This is a genomic window from Desulforamulus aquiferis, from assembly GCF_030577015.1.
In the GTDB taxonomy this organism is placed as follows: domain Bacteria; phylum Bacillota; class Desulfotomaculia; order Desulfotomaculales; family Desulfotomaculaceae; genus Desulfotomaculum; species Desulfotomaculum aquiferis.
The window spans coordinates 40,580-61,330 of the sequence record NZ_JARPTC010000006.1 but is presented as its reverse complement, the minus strand read 5'-3'; the positions used below and the strand labels follow the sequence as shown (position 1 = coordinate 61,330).

Sequence of the window (20,751 nt, the reverse complement as noted above, 5' to 3'; positions counted from 1 at the left end):
CTCCTCCTTAAATTCGTCATTGATAATTCCATAGGTTTTGGTCACACATTGATACAGCGCAGGCACCTGCCCTAAGGGCAACCTCTATTTCTGCTTTGTTTTTAATTAAGCCTCCAGCGATAATGGGTATAGGAAGTTGTTCCTTTAGTTCAGAAATGGCTCTGGGGATTAGGCCTGGCATTACTTCAACTACATCGGGATTGATCTGTCTCAAATTATTTACACCCTGCTCCATGGCATTGGTGTCAATAAGGAATAATCGCTGCACTGTAAGAAGGCCCTCATTTTTAGCTGCTTTTACAAGATGCCCTTTGGTAGAAATTATTCCGTTGGGTCTTACTTGCTGGGCTAAGTATTTAATTCCAGCAGGATCGTTGCTTAAACCGGCAATAAAATCGGTATGTAAAAAGACTCCCTTTCCACAGCCTCTGATCCTTTCAACATATTGGTTTATGGTGAGCAGATCGCCGGTCAGCAGAAATACAATCGGCACTTTACTCTTACAGGCCTGCTGGATATCCCCGGCATTGCGAACAGCAGCAATGACCCGGCTTTGCCCCAGGCAGTTAAACCAGTTTTGCATTTCTGAATACACCTCCCTTACCGATTAATTCACCCATGTTGTATAGTATGTAATCGGGAAAAATAGCCTTTTGTTTTACGTCATCATAATTACTAACCCCAGTTAATACCAGGGCGGTCTTTATTCCACTCTCTAAACCCAGTAAAATATCTGTTTCTAACCGATCACCGACCATCAAGCACCTTTCCCTCGGTCTGCCAATTATGTCTAAGGCTTTTTGTGCGTAATACCTAGATGGTTTTCCAATGACAGCGTGGGTCTTAACGGAGCTTGCCACCTCAAGGGCTTTTACCAGGGCCCAGGTGTCTGGTATTACATCATCCTGAACTGGACAATTGGGATCGGGGTTAGTTGCCACAAGCATGGCCCCCTGGCGTAAGGCCTGAACACCCCGATGGAGCTTCTCATAATTAAAACCCCGATCTAACCCCACCAGGAGGTGGGTTGCTAATTTTGGATTGTGGGTGGTCCTTATATCAAATCCCTCCAACTCATCGGCCAGTGCCTTTTCTCCCACCAGCATAACTGTGGCATCGGGGTAACATTCACTGAAATAGAGTCCTGACATATAGGCGGACGTAATTATTTCATTTAGCGGCACCGTCAGCCCAAATCTTTCTAACCGCCTTTGACAATCCCGCCGAGTTTGAACCGAAGTGTTTGTCAAAAATGCTATGTCCTTGCCTATTCGCCGCAGATACTCTATAGTCGACTGCACATGGGGAAGTAAGCTATCGCCAATAAAAACTGTGCCGTCAAGATCAAAAAGGTAAGCTTCAAAAAGGTCTCCATTGACTGTCATGCTAGTCTCCTTACGTCAAAAAATGACAAAAACCCTCATGCACAGTTAAAAGTGCCCTTACTACCAAGGGTATACTTTTATCACTGTACACAGGGTTTTCTCATATTCTCATACCCTCACAGCAAAGCATTGTTTTATTTACCCATATAATACTAGACCATTGTTAAACCAGCATTACAATTACATTTTTTTCTTGTAAGGGATAGATTAATAAAAGAATCGCCTGTTTTATATCCCAGGCGATTCTTTACCTTTGGTCAAGTCAATGGAATTTATTTGTTCAAATATACTACCCCATCAGTTCTTGTGATCTGAAAGTTTAAGTTGTCCTTTATATTTAAAACCGCGAACTCTTGATTATGGTCTTTACTTCTAAAACTAATACCATATCCGTTGTTTTCCGGATAACCATACAAATAACAAACTACCTTTCCATTCTTTAAAAAACTATCTGATTCATTCCTTCACTAACCGTTTCGCTTATATTATCCCATTTGTACCCTACCGCAGCAAATATTTTCTCTTTAGATACCTTTGTTATATTTTATCCAGTAGCATACACCATTGCCTATACTTCTCTTGATTAATTGTTTGTTTGAAAAGAGCTTTCGTTGCTATTATGAACCGAATTTTCCTTAGTAGCGGACTCCCCATGTCCCGGCCCATAAAGGTTTAATACTATGACTCCCACTATAATTAAGGTAATTCCTGTGATGCTGGCAAAATTGACCTTTTCCTTCCAAATTAAAATAGAAATGATGACAGTGGCTACTGTCCCTAAACCTGACCAGATGGCATATGCCATGTTTAATGGTATTGTCTTAAGTGATAAAGACAAAAAGAAGAAAGCTACAGTAAAGCTTACCAGCAACCCCAGCGTAGGAAACAACTTAGAAAACCCCTCCGATGCTTTAAGTAGAGAAGTCCCAATAAGTTCGCTTACAATTGCAAGCATTAAGTATAAATAGGCCACTATTAATTATCCCTCCATATTAAGCTAAGCAAATTTGCTCAGGCCGAGCGAGCGGCTTCTTGTAAGAATTCTTTATACCGGGGACTCATTCCTTTTATTGCGGGTTTAATTCTTTCATATGAACCAAAAATACCTTTTCAGCATAATATTAATATGGAATAAAGTTCCAATGTTTTAATGTGTTTAAGTGATAAGCCACTTCCTAATTGATGTAGTAAGGAGGTACAGTAATGTCAGATATTGCTAACCATCCCCTTCTCATAGAAGGTAAAATAAACAACAGCTTTAGTCATAAAGATACTATTATGGCAAGACAGACGCCCTGGGGGGCCATTGAAAATGGCGGTTTTGAAAATCCAACATTATATCCCTGGTATGGCACAGGTAGGCTGTATACTGATGCAGCCTTTGTAGGGAGACAATATTGCTTCCTTTACACTGATAGTTATATTGCTCAATATACCCTTCCTTTAGATACTAGCAGAGATTATAGACTAAATTTTTATATGGCTAGATTTACAGAAAACACTAGCGGTTCTGTTTATCTAAACTTTTCAGCAGATATTAATTATGAAGCTTTAATTCCTATGACTGAGATTCCCTTTTATAGGTATCGTCAGGTTATTTTCACTATTCCAGTTAGTCGATTAACCTTCTCAGATACTCCTCCCTATGGTGTTATCTTTATTGGCATAAGAAATTTTGGATATGCCGGGGTAGACCAGGTTTTTCTGAATCCAATAATTTCTATAGATCCACCAATTCGTGAATAATTAGGTGTAATATAACAAACAACCCCTTATCTGTGAAAAAACCCTCTTCTCCAGAGGGTTTTTTCAGCGAGCCATCACTAATGATATAAGGCTATAGTTAAATAAGCTTCATTATCATCAAAGCAAAATTTATAAATATTTAATTCAACGGGTAATCTTTTACCGTCTTTAGTGACATGAACCCACCCTACAATTAGCTTATTGCATTGGTTCACCACATCAATATTTTTAGATAGCTTGCTTAAATAAACTCTTTCACAAAGCATCCTAGGGTCCAGGTTAAGAAATTCCTCCCTACTATACCCTAAAATACGCAATACAGCATTGTTGACTTCCATAAACCTCGGGTTACCTTCCGAGTCATAATTCGATAGGTACATAGGTATATCAGACATTAAAAAAAAATTGTCTACTGTATGTGTGTGTTCATCTAAAGGGTTCCTTTTCCCCGTAAAACCAAGTAGATATGCTGGTGTACAATTAAGGCTTTTAGCTAAAGCATTAATAATATCAAGACTTGGTGAACGGTCTCCTACTTCCCAATGACTAATCGCTCCCCTAGAAACATTCAACATAGTAGCTAGTTTTTCCTGAGTTAATTTTCTTTCTAATCGTAGCTTTCTTAACCTCTTAATAAAAAGTGATTTATTAAAAAACATAGGGTTTTTCACCAACTTTAATCTATTATTACTGATTATTGTTGATTTAACAACCGAGATTCACTAATGCTATATTTGAACATTAGTTCTGTTTTTATGTTTATAATACTCATTTATTAGTTTCATTAGTTTGGTACTTGCTTCTATAAACTGGGGATCTTTAATATCAATATTTTTTGATATTAGCAGATACAATTCATCCTTTAGCCTGTTTATTTCATCTAATAATTGCTCAGGTTCTTTATTAATTTTTATCACTTCTTTCAAGAAAAGTAAAACAACAAATATTTACTGACAATATAAATATTAACATAACCTAAAGACAATAATTATTTACTTTAACTAATATATACAAAATGGATCATAAAATGGTATTTGCCCCATTATGTTGTATCACTGTCTGGAAATAAAAACAGGTTACCCTTAGGGCAACCTGTTTTTTATTACCAGTAGCAAAACTAGTTAACTATGGTGTAAAGAAGGTAAAAGCCTAGAATAATCAGAGCTAAACCACTAATCTTTTGTATTGACCGAGTTAACACACCAAATCGTGAATAATTCTTTAAAATTGATGTAAATGTTCCCGCAGCCAATAGTGGTATACTTCTTCCCATTGCAAAGATAAAGAGAAGTAAAAATCCGTACCAGGCACTACCTTTAGCAGCAGCATATGCCAAAACTGTTGCGGTTATAGGGACGGTACAAGGGGAAGCTATTATGGCAAAGGGAATTCCAAGCAAAAAAGCACCCACTACACCGCTGCCCTTTTTGATCCCGGTGGGATTAAACCCCAGACTTGGCAGCTTATAAAGCCCAGCAGGTTGGCACCCATCAGCACCGCTATAAGTGCGGCCAAGTACCACACCAGCGTGTTTTCTAAAAACAAACCTCCTATAGCTGAAACAACTGCTCCCACGGTGGCCAAGGTCAGAGACAATCCCAGCACAAAGGCCAGTGACAGGGTAAAACCCTGGTAGCGGGAGCTATTATCATATCCCCCAACATAGGCAACCACCATAACCGCAGTAGGTAGAGTACATGGGCTAAGGCTGCTCAACAAGCCGGCTGATAGGGCTGCCAGCAGGGAAATAATTAGAGAACCACCCAGGAGGGCTTCAAGAGAAGGCATATTACTTCAACACCTTTTCGATAATTTTGTTCACCTCGTCTTTATCCACTTCTCCATACCAGGTCTGCACCAATGTACCCTTATTATCCATCAGTACTAGGGCAGGAATAGTTTGAACCTTCATTTCTCTAGCCGTTTTCATTAAAAGATCAGCTTCCGTCTCCTGGTAGATTGAAACATCAATCCAAGCAAAGGTCACTTGAGCACTATATTCCCTCTCAATTTGCTGCACCACCGACCGGTGGGCGGAAATATATTCCATGGTGCTGGGTCAACAGTCCGCATTGTATGTATAGACAACCATTACCGGCTTACCCGTGGCAAAGCTGTCATCAAGCAATTGAGCCAAGGATTTTATGCCAGCTTTATTGCCTTCTGGAAGCTCTTTTATAACTGGTTCTCCCTGTATGCTTTCCATTTTTGACACTTCCTCAGCAGTTTCTAGACCATTCCCAAGCCATAAAGGTTTGGTTCCTAGTGCTAAAAAGGCTAGAATAATGAATGCCAGTACTGCTGTCTTGACGCCTTTGTTCATGACATATCCCCTTTTGACACCTAATTTATTGCTTATATTATAAATTTATTATAGATTACCACTTATATACCTAAGCATCAAGTATTTGTTAAAATTTTACATTTTAACCAGGATTGTTAGGGTCTTAGCCATTTACCTAAACCTTAGCCCTTGCTTATAAGTCAAGAAATTTGCTTCCTTATGCCAGGTGCTAGTTGAGTCCTGGTTGATGTGCAGGATAATTTGATTTAAATGCTCACTTATTCTTAGATAGGAATTTATTAAATCCATATGGATGAAGCTGGTATTCTCAGTCTTTGGAGTTCCCTTTCGCATACGGGCTATGTGGCTCATTCTCAAACGGAATTCTAAATCAACAATATCCTCATATGATAACTTGGCCTTATCTACCAGGGTGTTGCTATTAGTAGCTACAGCAGTGTTAACAATTTGTAAATGCTCCACCACTTTTCCGTGTAATGTCCTAATCTCTTCTCTACCAGAAGAAGAAAATTCAAGATTTCTTATATTCAAATTTTCTGCCTTACTCAAGATGTTCCTTTCCACAATGTCACCTATAAATTCGTATTCACGAACAATGTTTACTAAGCTCATGGTTCTATTTAAATCACCTTTTACTAATTGTTGCCTTAATAATTGGGTTAGGTATTTATTCGTAGCTCTAGACAGCAGGTCAACCTGCTCCTCTTTCTCCCTCAATGCATCAGCATGGTCCTGATTGTAAGACTCAAAAAGCGTATATATAGGTTTAATCATATCTGACACAAAATCTGATATCCTTACTGCTTCTTTTGTTGCCATACCAATTGCAATTTCAGGACTTGATAAAAGTGTTTCATCTAAATATTTTGGTACCATACCCACCCCTGCATTATTTTTATTTGGAATTATGAATTCAAGTAGTTTAGCAAACTGCCGTGTAAAAGGAAGAAATAGTATTGCTATCATTATATTAAAAAATGTGTGGATGTTGGCCACCTGAAAACCCCTTGACTGTGTGATTAGCTGCATAATATTACCTATGCGCGAAATAAACGGCAAGAATAATAATACTCCGGTTACCTTAAACAGTAAATGAGCCAGTGCAACCCTTTGTGCTTCTTTTGATGAACCTAAGCTTGATAGTATCGCCGTAAAGGCGGTTCCAATATTGGCCCCTAATATCATATATAAGGCCGCTTCAAGGGTAATAAGATTTTGCATAGCAAGTAACATTATAATTCCTATAGTTGCAGCACTGCTGGCTATAAGGAAGGTAAACACCGCCGCAATCAATATATCTAAAGCCGGGTAGGAGCTAACCTTAAGCAGCAATGCACTGACCGAAGGATCATTCTTTAGCGGGTACATTGTGTCGGCCATTAGTTTAAGTCCTAGGAAAAGGAGACCAAATCCTAAAAATATTAAAGAAAAACGTTTAATCCTAGCCGTTTTCGAAAAAACAAACGCAAAGGCACTAACACATATTATTGGTAATGACAATTCAGTTGCCTTTAATGCTATGAGTTGTGCTGTTACGGTACTACCAATGTCAGCACCTAAAATAACAGGAAGGGTTTCTATCAGGGTAATTATTCCAGCACTAGTTAGCCCTACCAGCAAGACCATGGTTGCTGTACTGCTTTGGAAAAGCAGCGTAATTGAAGCTCCCAGAGCTACACCCATGAGTTTATTTCTAGTGACCCATAGCAGTATTTCACGTAGCTTTTTTCCTGCAACTTTTTGAAGGTTATCTTTAAGTAAAGACATACCATAAAGCAATAACCCTACTCCACCAATCATACTTAAAATTGCCTCGCTCCAGTTCAATTCGGCTCACCTTCTTACTTGAAGACTTTTAGCTAATGTTAACGTTTCTTTACAAATAAATAAAGTGGTTTATTTGCATACAATTATTTAATATTATTTAAAACAATTCTCTTCAGAAATAAAAAAACTGTTAAATCTCCCTCTAAATTTTTCATTTCCAGCTCTATTGTTCTTATATAGCCCCCAAAGAGTTCCCTGTAAAAACGTTGGAATCCGCCATTACTCTAGCTTTAGTAAGAATATATTTAAATAATGTTAAATTCTTACTATTTCAGTAAATCATATCCATATTATGGTTTGTTCTGCTGAAATTGTCTTTGAGGTCAATGTCGTAGGTGGTACAATGTGGTCAAGGGTTGAATCAGCTTTAAACCCTTTTTGGCAACACGTTAGAGGATATAAAGCTCTGACCTTTTCCTTTCAACTGATTTATTAATCAGACCTCCTTACCCCTGTCATTTGTAGTGTATGCCGCTCCATCCATACATCTATGTGTAAATCATCATCTCTTAAATTAAGTTGTAGGTATGCCAGAGTGTAATAGCTAATAGTAATAAGAATGAATTATTAAAGGGGATGTAGCAGTCCTCTTTATCTATATATCTGACACCAAAGGTGCCTATCCAGGATCTTTTTGATAAAAAACAAATCTAAGGAGGTACAACCATGGTTCAGGAAAATAAGAAAGGGCTGACTACTGTTGCCGGAGCCCCAGTCGCAGATAATCAAAATGCTATGACTGCCGGTTCAAGAGGCCCGATGCTGCTGCAGGATGTATGGTTTTTGGAAAAGCTTGCCCATTTTGACAGGGAAGTGATCCCCGAAAGAAGAATGCATGCCAAAGGCTCCGGTGCCTATGGCAGTTTTACTGTAACAAATGACATTACAAAATATTCAAAGGCCAGGATCTTCTCCGAGATAGGTAAGAAAACTGAGCTGTTTGTTCGTTTTTCAACCGTCGCCGGCGAGCGTGGTGCTGCAGATGCTGAGCGTGATATCCGCGGCTTCGCTATAAAGTTTTATACAGAAGAGGGCAACTGGGATCTGGTCGGGAACAATACTCCCGTGTTTTTCCTTCGTGATCCTCTAAAGTTTCCTGACCTAAATCATGCTGTAAAGCGTGACCCCCATACAAATATGAGAAGTGCCAAAAACAACTGGGACTTTTGGACTTCCCTTCCGGAAGCACTCCATCAGGTCACTATCACCATGAGCGATCGGGGAATCTCAAAATCTTACAGGCACATGCACGGTTTTGGCAGCCATGCCTACAGCATGATCAATGCCAATAATGAGCGTGTATGGGTCAAGTTTCACCTTGTTTGCCAGCAGGGGATCGAAAATTTGACTGACGCTGAAGCAGAAGCCATTATTGCCAAGGATCGTGAAAGTCACCAAAGAGATTTGTTCCAAAGTATTGAGTCTGGTAACTTCCCACGGTGGAAGATGTTTATCCAGGTAATGACTGACGAGCAGGCAGCCAATATGCCCTACAATCCTTTTGATTTGACAAAGGTATGGTACAAGAAGGACTTCCCCTTAATAGAGGTTGGCTATCTTGAGCTCGATCATAATCCCGAAAACTATTTTGCAGAGGTTGAGCAGGCAGCCTTCAACCCTGTTAACATTGTTCCTGGTATAGGTTTTTCCCCTGATAAAATGCTCCAGGGGAGATTATTCTCCTATGGGGATGCTCAGCGCTACAGATTAGGAGTTAACCATCACCAGATACCTGTTAATGCACCTCGTTGTCCAGTTAACAGCTATCACCGTGATGGTCAAATGAGGGTTAATAACAATGCCGGCAGCACTATAGGGTATGAACCTAATAGCTATGGTAAATGGCAAGAACAGCCGGAATTCAGGGAACCCCCACTTGCTTTAAATGGCGCCGCAGACCATTGGGATTTTAGAGAAGATGACAATGATTACTACACTCAGCCAGGTAAATTATTTAGACTGATGAATCCTGAACAGCAAAAAGCCCTATTTGAAAATACCGCCCGTGCTATGGGAGATGCTCCAAAGGAAATCAAAATCAGACATATCGGGAATTGCCTTAAAGCTGATCCTGCCTATGGCAAAGGAGTGGCAGACGCCCTCGGAATTTCCCTTAATGAAGTGGAGTAAACACATTATTAAAGGAGTGGCACTTGCTGCCACTCCTTTTTTTATAAGAGCTAATTGCCCGGAATTTAAGGTTCTGCTCCCGTCCTTTTACTTGGATGCTTTATGAACCTTTAACAGCTTACCTTTAATTGTGGTATTCTTCATAGCCTTAAGAACTAGGGGGCCTTTACCATTTAAGATATCAACATACGAAATATTGTCTTGTATTGTAATAATTCCAATATCCTCTGCAGTTATCCCTTCAATTTTAGCAAGGGTCCCAACAAAGTCAATTGCTCTAATCTTCTTTTTCTTGCCACCATTGAAATAAAGCTTCATGATCTTTTTATTTAATTGCTCACCTTTATCCTTTTTGATAGTTGGCCTAAGGTTCATTTTTTCTTCAAAGGCAGCCTTACCAATAGCCACTTCTTGTTTGGTGGGTATGTCCCTTCTAGGGATTTTAAACCCGATGTATTTTTCTATTTCACTCAAGAATTTTTCTTCCTGGGGTGTAACAAAGGTAATGGCCTTTCCTCTTTTACCTGCACGTCCAGTTCTTCCTGTCCGGTGGACATAGCTTTCCTTCTCTAATGGAAGGTCATAGTTGATTACTAGTGAAATGCTATCTATATCAATCCCCCTAGCAGCCACGTCCGTTGCCACTAAGTAACGGAATTCACCCCTCTTAAATTCATTCATAACATTAAAACGATCTTCCTGAATCATCCCCCCATGAATTTTGTCACAATTATAGCCAAGACGATCTAGCTGTGCAGCCATATGGTCTACTTGTTCTTGAGTTCGACAGAAAATAATGCAGCTATCAGGATTAGCAGTAATAGTCACATCCTTAAGCAGCTCAAATTTATCGTCTTCATTTACCATGATAAGAGAATGTTCAATTTGCTCCATCGTATGTCCAGTTGCCTCTATCTCGATGTTGATTAGGTTCTTCATGTATTGCTGACATAGATTTTCTACACCCTTGGGTAAGGTTGCAGAAAACAACATTGTAACTCTATCTCCCGGCAGTTCCCGGATAATAGCCTCAACTTGATCAATAAAACCCATTTTCAACATCTCGTCAGCTTCGTCTATAACAAGATATTTCACTCGTTCTAAGTTAAAGGTTGCTTTTTGGATATGATCCAGAACACGTCCTGGTGTGCCAATTACAACATGGCACTTTTGCTTTAATTCTGCTTTTTGCCTGGCAAAGGGTGCTTTACCATAAATGGCTGTGGCCTTAATTCTTTTTATTCTTCCAATATTTGTTATGTCTTCCTTCACTTGAGCAGCAAGCTCTCGGGTTGGTGTTAATACTAAAGCTTGAGGTTTATTCTCTTCCCACTGAATCATTTCACAAAGAGGGATACCGAATGCACCTGTTTTACCGCTTCCCGTTTCTGCTTTGACAGCAACATCTTTGTGTTGAAGGACCATGGGTATTACTTCAGCCTGAACTTCTGTTGGATGCTTATAACCCAAACTTTCCAGCGCTTGAAGGATTTTTTCACTTAATTGATAATCTTTGAAGCTTCTAATGCTCATATATGGCTCCTTTTATTTTTACCTATTCATTAACAGGGATATCAATAATCTTATTATAGCTTTTCAAAAAGGTCATTCTCTCGATTTCTAGCTTATAGTCTTGGCCTGTTGCTGGGAAATTTAATGTTCTAGTATGCAAAACTCTACCATCACCTAGTTTGCTGTAGTCATCCGTTATAGTTTCCTTTAGCTCGACTTTTTTTCCATCTATCATCAGGTACACCCTTGTAAGGGTAGTTGTTTCGTCCGTAGTAATCGTGACATAGGTGCTTTCTTGGGATTGGTAGAGTTTATTTATCTCAATCTTTTGATCTAAGACCTCTAGATTTAGCTTCTCCATATCTTTCTTTAAACTAACTTCCTCTTTAACATCATAGTCCGCAGAAATGCTATCAATCTCTATTTGAACTGATTGTATATTTTCCGGCAAAGGCTCGAAATAATATTCAAATGTTATCCCTTTCATATCTGTACTCATCCCTGCCCCTTGCTCCGGTACATATTTACCATTTGCAATTAGCTTAATAGATAAGTTTTTAGGCCTTATCCGCTCGTCCCTAAGCTGGTCGATGGCTAATTCTAAAATGTTTTGTATGGTTCCGGTTATGGCAGTGCGGGTAGGGGAAGCTAAGATAGATTCAAGATGAATTTTAGTGCCATCTACCTTTATAGTTTGGTTGATATTCTTTTTTAATGTGTTCTTCATAGCCTTATCCCTATCCAAGTGAAAGACTATCTCACCCTCTTTGGTCATACCACCCTCCGAAATCCCAACCTTTAAGTGCAGCTTTTTTTCAAAGAATTGTGGAACCTCGAAGCTTGCCATCCATTTCATATCTCCTGTTTCCTCATCTAATTCCCCTTGGCCACTTTTCATATAATATCGACCCAAAAATCCTTCGATTTCGATATGATGATGTAGTTGCTGCAAGTCTACTTTCTCAGTTGGGTCCTTAATACGATAAAAGGCTAGTAATTGGTTGTCATCCAGCATAATTCCATCTAAGGTGATAGTTAATCCATTTTCGAAAGTAAAGCTGGTTCCAATTATCTGCCCCTTGCCTAACTCGTTAAGTTCCTTTAAAGCTCCGTTCATAACGTTATCATATCCTACAAGGTTTTTACCATAGTAAGCGAATGTACTGAAATTATAGCTAATAACCAAAACCGCAAGGCAGGCAACAGCTACCCTAATGGCCCAGCCCCTTATCCTTGGTTTTTTTGATTTCACTAAGGCACTGCGCAGTTTAGTTTCTAATTCTTCCGGAACCTCTAATTGGTCTAGCTGATCTTTCCTTTTTTTAAGAAGTTCTTCAATGTTATTCAGAAGTCTCACCTCCAAAACATTCCTTTAATCTCTCGATTCCATAGGCAATCCGGGATTTTACCGTTCCCAAGGGTATCTTTAATATATCTGCGATAACTTGATATTCCAAGTCTAAAAAATACCGTAATCGAATGACTTCTTGGTGCTTATCACTTAATTGCGACAGATATTTTTCTAACAATATTTGATTATCTTTATGTTCAATGCCATCTTCAGCCACAATTTCTTCGATGGTTTCTATTGATACTGTTTTCCTATTATTTTTGAGTATCTTTTTACAGCAGTTTACTAATATGGTTTTACTCCAAGTGGAAAAAGCTTCGTCTTTTTTTAACCTAGAAATGTTTTCGTATAAGATTACAATCATATCTTCCATGGCATCTAAAGCATCTTCTTTATTGCCTAGAAAGACATAGGCCAATTTATAATATTCCTGCTTCCGCAGCATAACCAACTCAATTAATGCATCCCTATTCCCTTGTTTTGCTTTTCTGACAAGTTCGTCTACTCCCACCTCAGCACCTCTCTTCACTTATAAGAGTATATCACCATAGGAAAAGTTCATTTAACTATACAGTTTATTTTAAATGTTTTCAGCAAAGGAATAATCGGAGTACCTTAAAAAAGAAAGTCTACCCCCTTTGTCAATGATAATAAAAATGGCAGCATAAATGCTGCTCAATGGTATATTCGCCCTATAACTATATGCTTTCTTCTCGCCTGGCAGGTGGGCTGCCTGATTTTATAATTTATATCTTTAAGCTTCTTATTAATAAAATTAATTATTTTTAATTATTTCTTTGATTTGTTTAAAATATAAATTGATTTATTTCAATAGGCCTGATATATTAATACTCGAGGTGATAATTATCAACAATAAAATATTAAATCGGTGCCCCGTCTGTGAACATGAAATGATTGTCACTAACTTAGCTTGCAATCACTGTCGTACCAAAATCGAAGGTGAGTTTCTACCTTCCAAGTTTTGCCGTTTACCACAAGAGCAGCTAGAATTTATTGAAGTCTTTCTTAAGTGCAGGGGCAGTATTAAAGATGTAGAGAAGGAACTAGGCATATCCTATCCCACTGTCCGTAATCGCCTGGATAATGTTTTACAAAGTCTGGGTTACGGAGTCGACAGAACCGAAAACCTTCCGGAATCAACTGACCGCCAAAAAATATTGGACGCTCTGGAAAAAGGGCAAATTACCCTTGAAGAAGCTACCCAGCAAATAAGAAGAGCAAAAAGGTAATATAAAAATATTAGGACGGTGTACACATGAATAATGAGAAGATTAAGATCTTGGAAATGGTCCAGAATGGTACCATAACAGCCACTGAAGGTTTAGAATTATTAAAGGCAATCGAAGAACCCGATGTTAAAGCAGTTAACCCTTCAAATACGAGCGAACGTTTCTTAAGAGTTCGTGTTACCAGTGGCGATCATACCAAGGTAAATGTTAATGTCCCCTTAAGCTTATTAAAAGTAGCTACAAAATTAGCGGATGTTGGGTTAAAATTAATCCCTGAGGAAGCTCGCAATCAAATGCAGAAAAATGGTATTAACCTGGATGAGATTAATATCGAGGAAATGGTGCAATTGATTGACGCCGGCTTGGTAGATGGCAAATTGGTGGATGTAGATACCGATGACCCGAAGGAAGGTCACACTAAGGTAGAAATATATGTGGAATAAGCACAAGAGTAATTTCGCTTTATTTAAAATTAATCATCTGAACTGGCATTTTACTCTCCCCGTACCTTTATATATTTTTGATGATTTACTTAGATCCTTATTAGATTTACTAATCGTTGGAGAATGTTTAACTACCCGTCTGAAACTACCCAGAATAGCAATTAGTACACTTTTACAATTACTAACCGAATTACGTCAACTTGGCCGCTGGCAAATGGCAGACATAACTCTAGGCAGAGATTACATCAGTATTTCATTTTATTAATAAGGTGAAATCATGAAAAACTATATTCTCATTACATTGACCAACGCCTTAGGCTTATATATTGCAAGTTTACTTTTCCCTGCCATAACTTTATCCTCAATAGCGGCCGTGCTTTGGGCTGGTTTGCTCCTAGCTACGATATCATTATTTTTAAAACCATTACTACTTCTTATTTCACTGCCTATAAATTTTATAACTTTTGGTTTATTTACATTATTGATTAATGCCTGGCTTATACAGTTATCAGCATACCTTGCAAAAGGTGTCAGTATTCCTAATTTTAAATATGCACTTATCCCAGCTATTATTATATTTGCCCTTAACAGAGCCAGACTTTCATTAATACATGACAAGTCTTAGATGCTTAACTTATAAAGATGGCAAAGACCAGTGGTCCTTGTTCTCACAAAATAAAGATAATTACCCGGCTAAATGCGAACAGGCGCAAAAAGTACAAGCTTTGATACCCCAAATCCGTTGTGCCGGGCCATATAGCTAAAGACAATTGCTCCCACCCACAGAGTGGCCTGCAATGTAAAATTCTGTACTCTAAGTGATTCCAAATCACCTGCCAGTAGATAATTGGTCACATAAAGACTAAGGCCCGGTACTAAGACCAGGCCTCAACGGAGAGAGTTATTTTCCAAGCTGGCAATATTATTTTCTCCATTTGGAGAAGTTACATTCTAATTTAAATTAACATACCACATAATACCAAAACAATATCTTGATGTCTAAAGAATTTGTCATTTTAATAACCAATGTCATCAGGGGCCTCTGCAGTTAAAGCATTAAATGTATGAGTGTGGGGAGTTCTTCCAGCGATTGTAACTCTACCACTATACCTATGTACGTGGTAGCCTGGTCTTGTTGGTATTGCTGGGCCGGTAACCGTTCTGTAATTATGACTGTGACCTTGGTCAAATGTAGTGACTCCATTCAAGCTATGCACATGACTTGTTCCAGTCCTTATAGTAGGACCAGTAATACCATTCATTCCATGTTTATGTCCGACATCAAGGCTAGTTATATTATTATAACGATGAACATGAGTTCTTCTTCCTATTCCTCCATATCCAAAGCCCATTGTTCTCACCCTCCTGCATTTTTAGTATTATATGGTAATTTAATCCATTTAGTTACAGGAGTAGTTATTGATTTATTTATCCCTGGTCTCTTTGTCAAGGGAGTATACGAACGTTAGTACTTCGGCGATTATATTATATAGTTCCGGTGGGATTTCTTCTCCAACATTTAAATGTGAGAGCATTTCCACTAGAACAGGATCTTTATAAACAGGTACAGATTTCTCTTCGGCAATCTGCAAAATTTTTTCTGCTAGATAACTATGACCTGCAGCAATAACCTCCGGGACATGGTCTTCTTCTTTGTCGTACCGAAGTGCTACCGCTTTTTTTCTTGTTATCTCCTTTGTAATTGTTGCTCACCTTCCCTTATCTCTAAACAGTAACATCAACTGATTGCAAGTAACCCTCAGAGTTGTCATTCATGAGTCCCTTTGGTTGAAGATCCACCATAAAGGAATCGACTTTCCAGGAGCACAAGTGTAAATTATATCCCATTTTCTCAAAGGTTTTTTGAAGTTTTGGCCATGAAGCTTTAAACAAATCCGATACCCACTCTTTTGTGACTTTACCCCCTGCCATAATATCCTTGTTTCTTACCTTAAGCTCTAAAAGCACCGGTCCAAAACTTAGGGTATTTAGCATTAATGACATACTAAAATGATTAAGATCAATAGTTTTCTGCTCACTATTATCCTTTATAATTTTTAACTGCCCCCAGGTCTCAGTTTCATCTTGTTTAATAAAGGGTAGATTAAAATAAAGGTAATCCTGTTGTTCAGCTTTATTCAACATTTGGAATATTTGATGCCCTGCTATTTGCCGCTCGATCAATGTACCTTCCTGAGTTAATTGTCTAGCTGGGCTAGATTCACTTGCACCTCTAGCTGACTCTCGTAAGTTTTCAAGGAGTTTGCTAAATAGCTCTAGTATATTTACAGAGTTTCTATGTTTAAAAGTCAATCTACTCTGTTTTTGATTGTTTTGTAGAGATATATTGTTTTGGGCCAACTGGGAATTTAAAAGGACTTCTAGTTGTGCTGCTACTTTGGCCACACCTTTTGGGGTGTCAATACTAATATTTCTAAAATAGTCCTGTATTTTTCTAATAAGATCGTATCCTTCTTGTGGTAGTACAACACTACGTAGTTCTTGCACCGCATCAGGTGCCTTGATTTGCTCGCCAATAGGTTCCTGTCCCAAGATGGCCATTAGCCTATTCATAAACATAAACAGCTGTGGATCGTTGCCATGCTTGAGATTGTTTGTGTTTTTTAGAAAGGAGTAAACCATATCAATTATTGGGGGCTCTTGGGGAATCCCCATTTTAATAGCCAATAAGGTCTTTCCAATATTTTCCGGAGTGTCTCCACCTAAACGTTGGACCAGTCTCTCTGCCAGTTCTAACGTTTCGGCCTTTAAGGGTATTTCCTGGTTTATGAAACCTTGGATTAAACTCCTACTTAATGGTGTATCTTTAATTTGTAATTGGTTTATGATTCTGGTTAATAGTTGTTCCTGGCTAACTTGATCAGGTTTAATAGGCTCCACAAGCTTTACCACAAATTTACCATCTTGCACTCCTTGCAACTCCAGTAAAATCCTACCTTCCGTAGGGAGGGCTTCGTTACACCGGACCGTAATATCCCTATTACCTAACTGGATAAGATACTCGTTGCCCGAAACATTACTTCTAACAAAACCCTGACGAATTTCCCCCTTCTGCCAATTAACCCCTTGACTTATCATCTTCCCAAGGGACAGATTAATCATGATATCATTCATTAGTTTTATGTTTATCGGTTTAATCTCCATAGCCATCGCCTCATTATATAAGCATATTATTTATATTAATCGGTAGAAAGTTAAACAAGTTTATCATACTTCGCAATAAATGCCGGCAATCTGTTAGCGGGAAGTTGCCGCAAACTGGTTAATTATTGCATAGGTTGTAAATCGTAGCTATAATTTATCTAGTAATATATAAAGGAGTTGATGAGGTGTCGGTAATATTAGAAACACTCAGAAGGGATTACGGGAATCCTTCATAGTAGTCGAATTGCTGCTTGTAAGGATTCTTCCGTAACAATAAATTTTAGGAGGAATCCAAAAGATGCTCAAAATTCGTCCCGAGGACAAAGACGATTATCCAGCAGTCTTTAACGTTAATCTAAAAGCATTTAATAAGTCTATTGAGCCAAATCTTGTAGAAGCTATTAGAAAATCCGAGAATTATATCCCCGAATTATCCTTAGTCGCCATTCTTAACAACATGATTGTAGGGCATATACTGTTCAGTACCATTGCTATAGAAACTGATAATGGGAATATACCGGTTCTAAGTCTTGCACCGTTAGCGGTACTTCCAGAATATCAAAACCGCAGAATCGGTAGTAAACTTATTGAACAAGGTTTAGAAAGTTGCAGGAGATTAGGATATAAGATTGTAATTGTAGTTGGTCACCCGAATTATTACCCACGTTTTGGTTTCTTACCAGCAAGGTCTTTAGGATTGGAAGCCTCATTTGATGTACCAGATGAAGCATTCATGGTCCTCGAACTTAGCCCTGGGGCATTGACCAACATCAAAGGGACAGTTAAATATCCACCAGAGTTTGGTGTATAAGCTTAAAAACATTTCATAAATAACAAAGAAAACTTGGCTTGCACCAAGCCTTAAGGCGCCGGCGGAAGCCTTAGTTGCCCTTGTGCACATCAAAAGTATTTATACTTGCTGATACGCCCAAAAAAGAAGGTCCCTGGTTTGTCCAGAGACCTTCTCTTAATAAATTCAGTACCCTTTATTTCTGCTCTAATCTGATACAATAGTCCCCAAAAACTCTATCCACACAGTTGAACGAAGTATCACCCACTCTTTACATTCCAACTGCAGCCGACCCTTTAGGTTCCTTTACCTTAAATATTTTTAGAGATACATCTTGTTCCATCGTCCAGTGTCTCCTGTGCCTGTTTGACTACTTTATTAGATAGGTAAACTCCAACAAAAACTAAAACTCCACCAAGAATCTGTACTGAGCTGATAGGCTTACCCAACAGCAGACTAAAAATAGCTGTAAACACTGTAATTAGGTTAAGGTAGATACCTGCCCGGCTTGCTCCTATTTGCCTAATAGAAATATTCCAGAAAATAAAAGACCCCACAGAAGGAAAAATCCCTATATATAAAATACCTAGTGTAGCCTCTTTACTGAGGTGAAAATTTAAATCTGAAAATAATACAAAAGGAAAAAGTGTTAATAAGCCTAAAGATACAGATACGGCTGTAGCCGATATTGGGGGGATATCCCTTATTTTTCTTCCTAAGATTGAATAAATAGTCCAAACCAGGATTGCTAAAAGCATTAACAGATCGCCAAAGTTATAATGAACACTAAATATTTGCTGCAATTGCCCATTAGTTAAGACGAGTATAACTCCTAATAGTGATATTATAAGCCCCAAGCCATTTATCGAGGATATCTTCTCTTTTAAGAAAACCGCTGCAAATAGCACAATAACCGCAGGATTAATGGCATTAACCAGTGCCGCATTCAGTGGAGTGGTAAACTGCAAAGCCTTGTATAAAAGCAAGTTATATCCCATAACCCCTAGCAAGGACATCACCAAAAGAACTTTCCACTGCCGCCAGACTTTTTTCCAACTTGGACGTTCAATCCATGTGGCTATTGGGTATAAGAACAATAATGCAATCAGCCATCGCGAGAACGTCATTTGTAGGGGAGACATTTCAGCTACAACATATTGCCCAATTATATAATTTCCTGCCCAAAACATATTAGCCAAGATGAGAAATAAAACCACATATTCTCTTTTCACTAACACACGCGCCCTTCTTTCTAGCGATACCGTTTTGTAATATGCAATATATTACAAACAATATATCATGCTTGAAAAAAATGAGCAATGCATTAAAATAATGTATAAAGAATTTGAGTTAGGATGGAAACAGCTATGCCTATACCCACCAAACTACCGATATTTACAAGAATTTCTGCTAAGGATTATGTGTTAAATCAAATACAAGAATGGATTATTGATGGTACTTTTCAACCAGGCGAGAAGCTTTATGATGGTCAGTTGGCAGATGCTTTGGGTGTTAGCCGAACACCCGTTAGAGAAGCTCTCAAGACTCTGCAAGATCAGGGCTTTATTGAGATGTTACCGGGTAAGGAAACTAGAGTAACAAAAATTAAGGATGAGGATATATTTAAGATATTTGCACCCCTTGGTGCGCTGCAGTCTCTGGCAGCAGAACTGGCAACCCCTCTCATAGACCAGAAAACTATTATTTATTTACGTGACTTAAATTCTAAGATAGCCCTGGCTATCAGTGAGGAAAATTCCTTTGATGCTTTAAAGCTGGATGAACAGTTCCACCAAAGAATTGTCGAGCTTACTGACAATCAATATATCTTTTCAATGAACTCCATTCTACAGGCCCATGGACGCCGCTTATATTTTCTAAAGTCGGTTGTTCTTGCCCATACGTGCACCAAGGATCATGAAGAAATAATCTGCGCTTTCGAACGTCAAGACAAAGAAGCAGCCGGCAGAATTATGAAACAAAATTGGCTGCAAGCTGCCGAGAATTTTTATGGTTTGAACAAGGATAAATAAAAAAGACAATGCAAATTTCTAAGTAAGAAAGGAAACATTAGTGAAAAAGAAATTAATATTTATCGGGTTCTCAATTTTGTTAGTTTTCCTTCTATCGTTTGGTGCAAATAAATTAATGAATTCTAGAACATACCAGTTATTCGGAGGTTTAACTTATCAGGTAGAGACAAACCAAAAAGTGGTTGCTTTGACTTTTGATGATGGTCCAACTAAGAACGTAAATCAGGTATTACAATTGTTGGATAAATACGATGCAAAGGCTACTTTTTTTCTAATTGGTGAAGAAATAGAGCAGTACCCAGAAGGTGCTAAAAAAATTGTAGAAGCAGGACATCAAATTGGAAATCACACTTTTTCTCATAATCGAATGGTTTTTAAAACACCTTCCTATATAAAGAAAGAAATTGAAAAAACAGACCAATTAATTCGAAGGGCAGGGTATAATGGTGAAATTGATTTTCGACCACCAAATGGAAAAAAACTTGTTGGATTACCCTATTATCTAAAAAAACACAATAGAGATACCATTACCTGGAATATTGAACCAGATAGCTTTTACGTCGCTGCTTTAGACAAAGTTAATTATGTGATGGATAATATAAAGCCAGGTTCAATTATCTTGATGCATCCAATGTATGATGATACTGGTAAAGAACTCCAAGCAATCGAAGGGGTTTTACAAGCACTATCAAACGAAGGATATACGTTTGTAACCATCAATGAACTTCAGGAATTATAAGGTTATAAATATCTTAAACAATAGAAAGCTGTCAATTGTGGTGATTTTTCTGGAAACTAAAGATTAGAAGTTTTG

At 38.2% G+C, this 20,751-nt stretch carries 24 protein-coding genes and 1 pseudogene; 8 read left to right on the top strand and 17 right to left on the bottom strand.

Translation table 11 applies throughout. The features are described from left to right. Nucleotides 1-16: 16 nt before the first annotated feature. The 3 genes and pseudogenes from P6N53_RS05085 to P6N53_RS05075 all read right to left on the bottom strand — a co-directional run. On the bottom strand, nucleotides 17-583 hold the full coding sequence (locus P6N53_RS05085) for a glycerol-3-phosphate responsive antiterminator (RefSeq protein ID WP_304541664.1): 567 nt from the start codon (nucleotides 581-583) through the stop codon (nucleotides 17-19). After that, a complete protein-coding gene (locus P6N53_RS05080; RefSeq protein WP_304541663.1) occupies nucleotides 567-1,385 on the bottom strand; it encodes an HAD-IIA family hydrolase in 819 nt (272 codons plus the stop codon). The genes P6N53_RS05085 and P6N53_RS05080 overlap by 17 nt, the downstream gene beginning before the upstream one ends. Nucleotides 1,386-2,037: 652 nt before the next feature. Next, nucleotides 2,038-2,340, bottom strand: a pseudogene (locus P6N53_RS05075) (DMT family transporter); the annotation flags it as partial. A 248-nt stretch (nucleotides 2,341-2,588) separates the two neighbouring features. On the opposite strand from P6N53_RS05075, the gene P6N53_RS05070 reads away from it, so the two are divergent. After that, nucleotides 2,589-3,131 (top strand): hypothetical protein, encoded by a 543-nt coding sequence (locus P6N53_RS05070; protein WP_304541660.1) that lies wholly within the window; start codon nucleotides 2,589-2,591, stop codon nucleotides 3,129-3,131. A 77-nt stretch (nucleotides 3,132-3,208) separates the two neighbouring features. Here the strand turns inward: P6N53_RS05070 and P6N53_RS05065 are convergent, their stop codons facing one another. From P6N53_RS05065 to P6N53_RS05045, 7 genes are all read right to left on the bottom strand, one after another. Beyond that, nucleotides 3,209-3,790: a helix-turn-helix domain-containing protein gene (locus P6N53_RS05065; RefSeq protein ID WP_304541659.1), complete on the bottom strand. Its 582-nt coding sequence runs from the start codon at nucleotides 3,788-3,790 to the stop codon at nucleotides 3,209-3,211. Nucleotides 3,791-3,859: 69 nt separating this feature from the next. Then, nucleotides 3,860-4,048, bottom strand: a complete 189-nt coding sequence (locus tag P6N53_RS18715; protein ID WP_315988659.1) for an aspartyl-phosphate phosphatase Spo0E family protein — start codon at nucleotides 4,046-4,048, stop codon at nucleotides 3,860-3,862. A 200-nt stretch (nucleotides 4,049-4,248) separates the two neighbouring features. Continuing rightward, a complete protein-coding gene (locus P6N53_RS18815; RefSeq protein WP_441315719.1) occupies nucleotides 4,249-4,542 on the bottom strand; it encodes a cytochrome c biogenesis protein CcdA in 294 nt (97 codons plus the stop codon). Then, entirely contained in the window at nucleotides 4,542-4,919 is a 378-nt protein-coding gene (locus tag P6N53_RS18810) for a cytochrome c biogenesis protein CcdA (protein WP_441315718.1), read from the bottom strand. The genes P6N53_RS18815 and P6N53_RS18810 overlap by 1 nt, the downstream gene beginning before the upstream one ends. A gap of 1 nt (nucleotide 4,920) precedes the next feature. Next, nucleotides 4,921-5,181: a thioredoxin family protein gene (locus P6N53_RS05055; RefSeq protein ID WP_304541658.1), complete on the bottom strand. Its 261-nt coding sequence runs from the start codon at nucleotides 5,179-5,181 to the stop codon at nucleotides 4,921-4,923. A 9-nt stretch (nucleotides 5,182-5,190) separates the two neighbouring features. Then, complete coding sequence (locus P6N53_RS05050) at nucleotides 5,191-5,454, bottom strand: hypothetical protein (RefSeq protein WP_304541657.1); 264 nt, start codon at nucleotides 5,452-5,454, stop codon at nucleotides 5,191-5,193. A gap of 132 nt (nucleotides 5,455-5,586) precedes the next feature. Further along, the gene (locus P6N53_RS05045; protein ID WP_304541656.1) at nucleotides 5,587-7,263 is read right to left on the bottom strand and encodes a Na/Pi cotransporter family protein; all 1,677 of its coding nucleotides are present in this window, start codon (nucleotides 7,261-7,263) and stop codon (nucleotides 5,587-5,589) included. Between the two features lie 666 nt (nucleotides 7,264-7,929). Between P6N53_RS05045 and P6N53_RS05040 the strand changes: the two genes are divergently transcribed. Beyond that, the gene (locus P6N53_RS05040) at nucleotides 7,930-9,393 is read left to right on the top strand and encodes a catalase (RefSeq protein ID WP_304541654.1); all 1,464 of its coding nucleotides are present in this window, start codon (nucleotides 7,930-7,932) and stop codon (nucleotides 9,391-9,393) included. A gap of 87 nt (nucleotides 9,394-9,480) precedes the next feature. On the opposite strand, the gene P6N53_RS05035 is transcribed toward P6N53_RS05040, so the two are convergent. The 3 genes from P6N53_RS05035 to P6N53_RS05025 are packed head-to-tail and all read right to left on the bottom strand — an operon-like array spanning nucleotide 9,481 to nucleotide 12,785. Further along, nucleotides 9,481-10,926 (bottom strand): DEAD/DEAH box helicase, encoded by a 1,446-nt coding sequence (locus P6N53_RS05035; RefSeq protein WP_304541652.1) that lies wholly within the window; start codon nucleotides 10,924-10,926, stop codon nucleotides 9,481-9,483. Nucleotides 10,927-10,948: 22 nt separating this feature from the next. After that, entirely contained in the window at nucleotides 10,949-12,262 is a 1,314-nt protein-coding gene (locus tag P6N53_RS05030) for a DUF4179 domain-containing protein (protein ID WP_304541651.1), read from the bottom strand. Next, the gene (locus P6N53_RS05025) at nucleotides 12,246-12,785 is read right to left on the bottom strand and encodes an RNA polymerase sigma factor (RefSeq protein WP_304541650.1); all 540 of its coding nucleotides are present in this window, start codon (nucleotides 12,783-12,785) and stop codon (nucleotides 12,246-12,248) included. The genes P6N53_RS05030 and P6N53_RS05025 overlap by 17 nt, the downstream gene beginning before the upstream one ends. Nucleotides 12,786-13,113: 328 nt before the next feature. Between P6N53_RS05025 and P6N53_RS05020 the strand changes: the two genes are divergently transcribed. The 3 genes from P6N53_RS05020 to P6N53_RS05010 all read left to right on the top strand — a co-directional run bounded on the left by P6N53_RS05020 (nucleotide 13,114) and on the right by P6N53_RS05010 (nucleotide 14,574). Continuing rightward, nucleotides 13,114-13,506, top strand: coding sequence for a DUF2089 domain-containing protein (locus tag P6N53_RS05020; RefSeq protein ID WP_373322984.1), 393 nt, complete (start codon nucleotides 13,114-13,116; stop codon nucleotides 13,504-13,506). 26 nt (nucleotides 13,507-13,532) lie between these two features. Then, nucleotides 13,533-13,949, top strand: coding sequence for an SHOCT-like domain-containing protein (locus P6N53_RS05015; RefSeq protein WP_304541649.1), 417 nt, complete (start codon nucleotides 13,533-13,535; stop codon nucleotides 13,947-13,949). Between the two features lie 277 nt (nucleotides 13,950-14,226). Then, nucleotides 14,227-14,574 carry a phage holin family protein gene (locus P6N53_RS05010; RefSeq protein WP_304541648.1) on the top strand — a complete coding sequence of 116 codons (348 nt, stop codon included), beginning with the start codon at nucleotides 14,227-14,229 and terminating at the stop codon, nucleotides 14,572-14,574. Between the two features lie 391 nt (nucleotides 14,575-14,965). On the opposite strand, the gene P6N53_RS05005 is transcribed toward P6N53_RS05010, so the two are convergent. From P6N53_RS05005 to P6N53_RS04995, 3 genes are all read right to left on the bottom strand, one after another. Further along, on the bottom strand, nucleotides 14,966-15,301 hold the full coding sequence (locus tag P6N53_RS05005; RefSeq protein WP_304541646.1) for a YmaF family protein: 336 nt from the start codon (nucleotides 15,299-15,301) through the stop codon (nucleotides 14,966-14,968). 72 nt (nucleotides 15,302-15,373) lie between these two features. Next, the gene (locus tag P6N53_RS05000; protein WP_304541735.1) at nucleotides 15,374-15,640 is read right to left on the bottom strand and encodes an EscU/YscU/HrcU family type III secretion system export apparatus switch protein; all 267 of its coding nucleotides are present in this window, start codon (nucleotides 15,638-15,640) and stop codon (nucleotides 15,374-15,376) included. A 34-nt stretch (nucleotides 15,641-15,674) separates the two neighbouring features. Next, complete coding sequence (locus P6N53_RS04995; protein WP_304541645.1) at nucleotides 15,675-17,114, bottom strand: hypothetical protein; 1,440 nt, start codon at nucleotides 17,112-17,114, stop codon at nucleotides 15,675-15,677. A gap of 298 nt (nucleotides 17,115-17,412) precedes the next feature. Here P6N53_RS04995 and P6N53_RS04990 point away from each other — a divergent pair, with 298 nt between their 5' ends. Further along, nucleotides 17,413-17,925 carry a GNAT family N-acetyltransferase gene (locus tag P6N53_RS04990; protein WP_304541644.1) on the top strand — a complete coding sequence of 171 codons (513 nt, stop codon included), beginning with the start codon at nucleotides 17,413-17,415 and terminating at the stop codon, nucleotides 17,923-17,925. Nucleotides 17,926-18,215: 290 nt separating this feature from the next. On the opposite strand, the gene P6N53_RS04985 is transcribed toward P6N53_RS04990, so the two are convergent. Then, nucleotides 18,216-19,142, bottom strand: a complete 927-nt coding sequence (locus P6N53_RS04985; protein ID WP_304541643.1) for a DMT family transporter — start codon at nucleotides 19,140-19,142, stop codon at nucleotides 18,216-18,218. Between the two features lie 129 nt (nucleotides 19,143-19,271). Between P6N53_RS04985 and P6N53_RS04980 the strand changes: the two genes are divergently transcribed. Both P6N53_RS04980 and P6N53_RS04975 read left to right on the top strand, forming a co-directional pair. Then, complete coding sequence (locus tag P6N53_RS04980; protein WP_304541642.1) at nucleotides 19,272-19,937, top strand: GntR family transcriptional regulator; 666 nt, start codon at nucleotides 19,272-19,274, stop codon at nucleotides 19,935-19,937. Between the two features lie 40 nt (nucleotides 19,938-19,977). Next, nucleotides 19,978-20,676: a polysaccharide deacetylase family protein gene (locus P6N53_RS04975; protein WP_304541641.1), complete on the top strand. Its 699-nt coding sequence runs from the start codon at nucleotides 19,978-19,980 to the stop codon at nucleotides 20,674-20,676. Nucleotides 20,677-20,751: the final 75 nt, after the last annotated feature.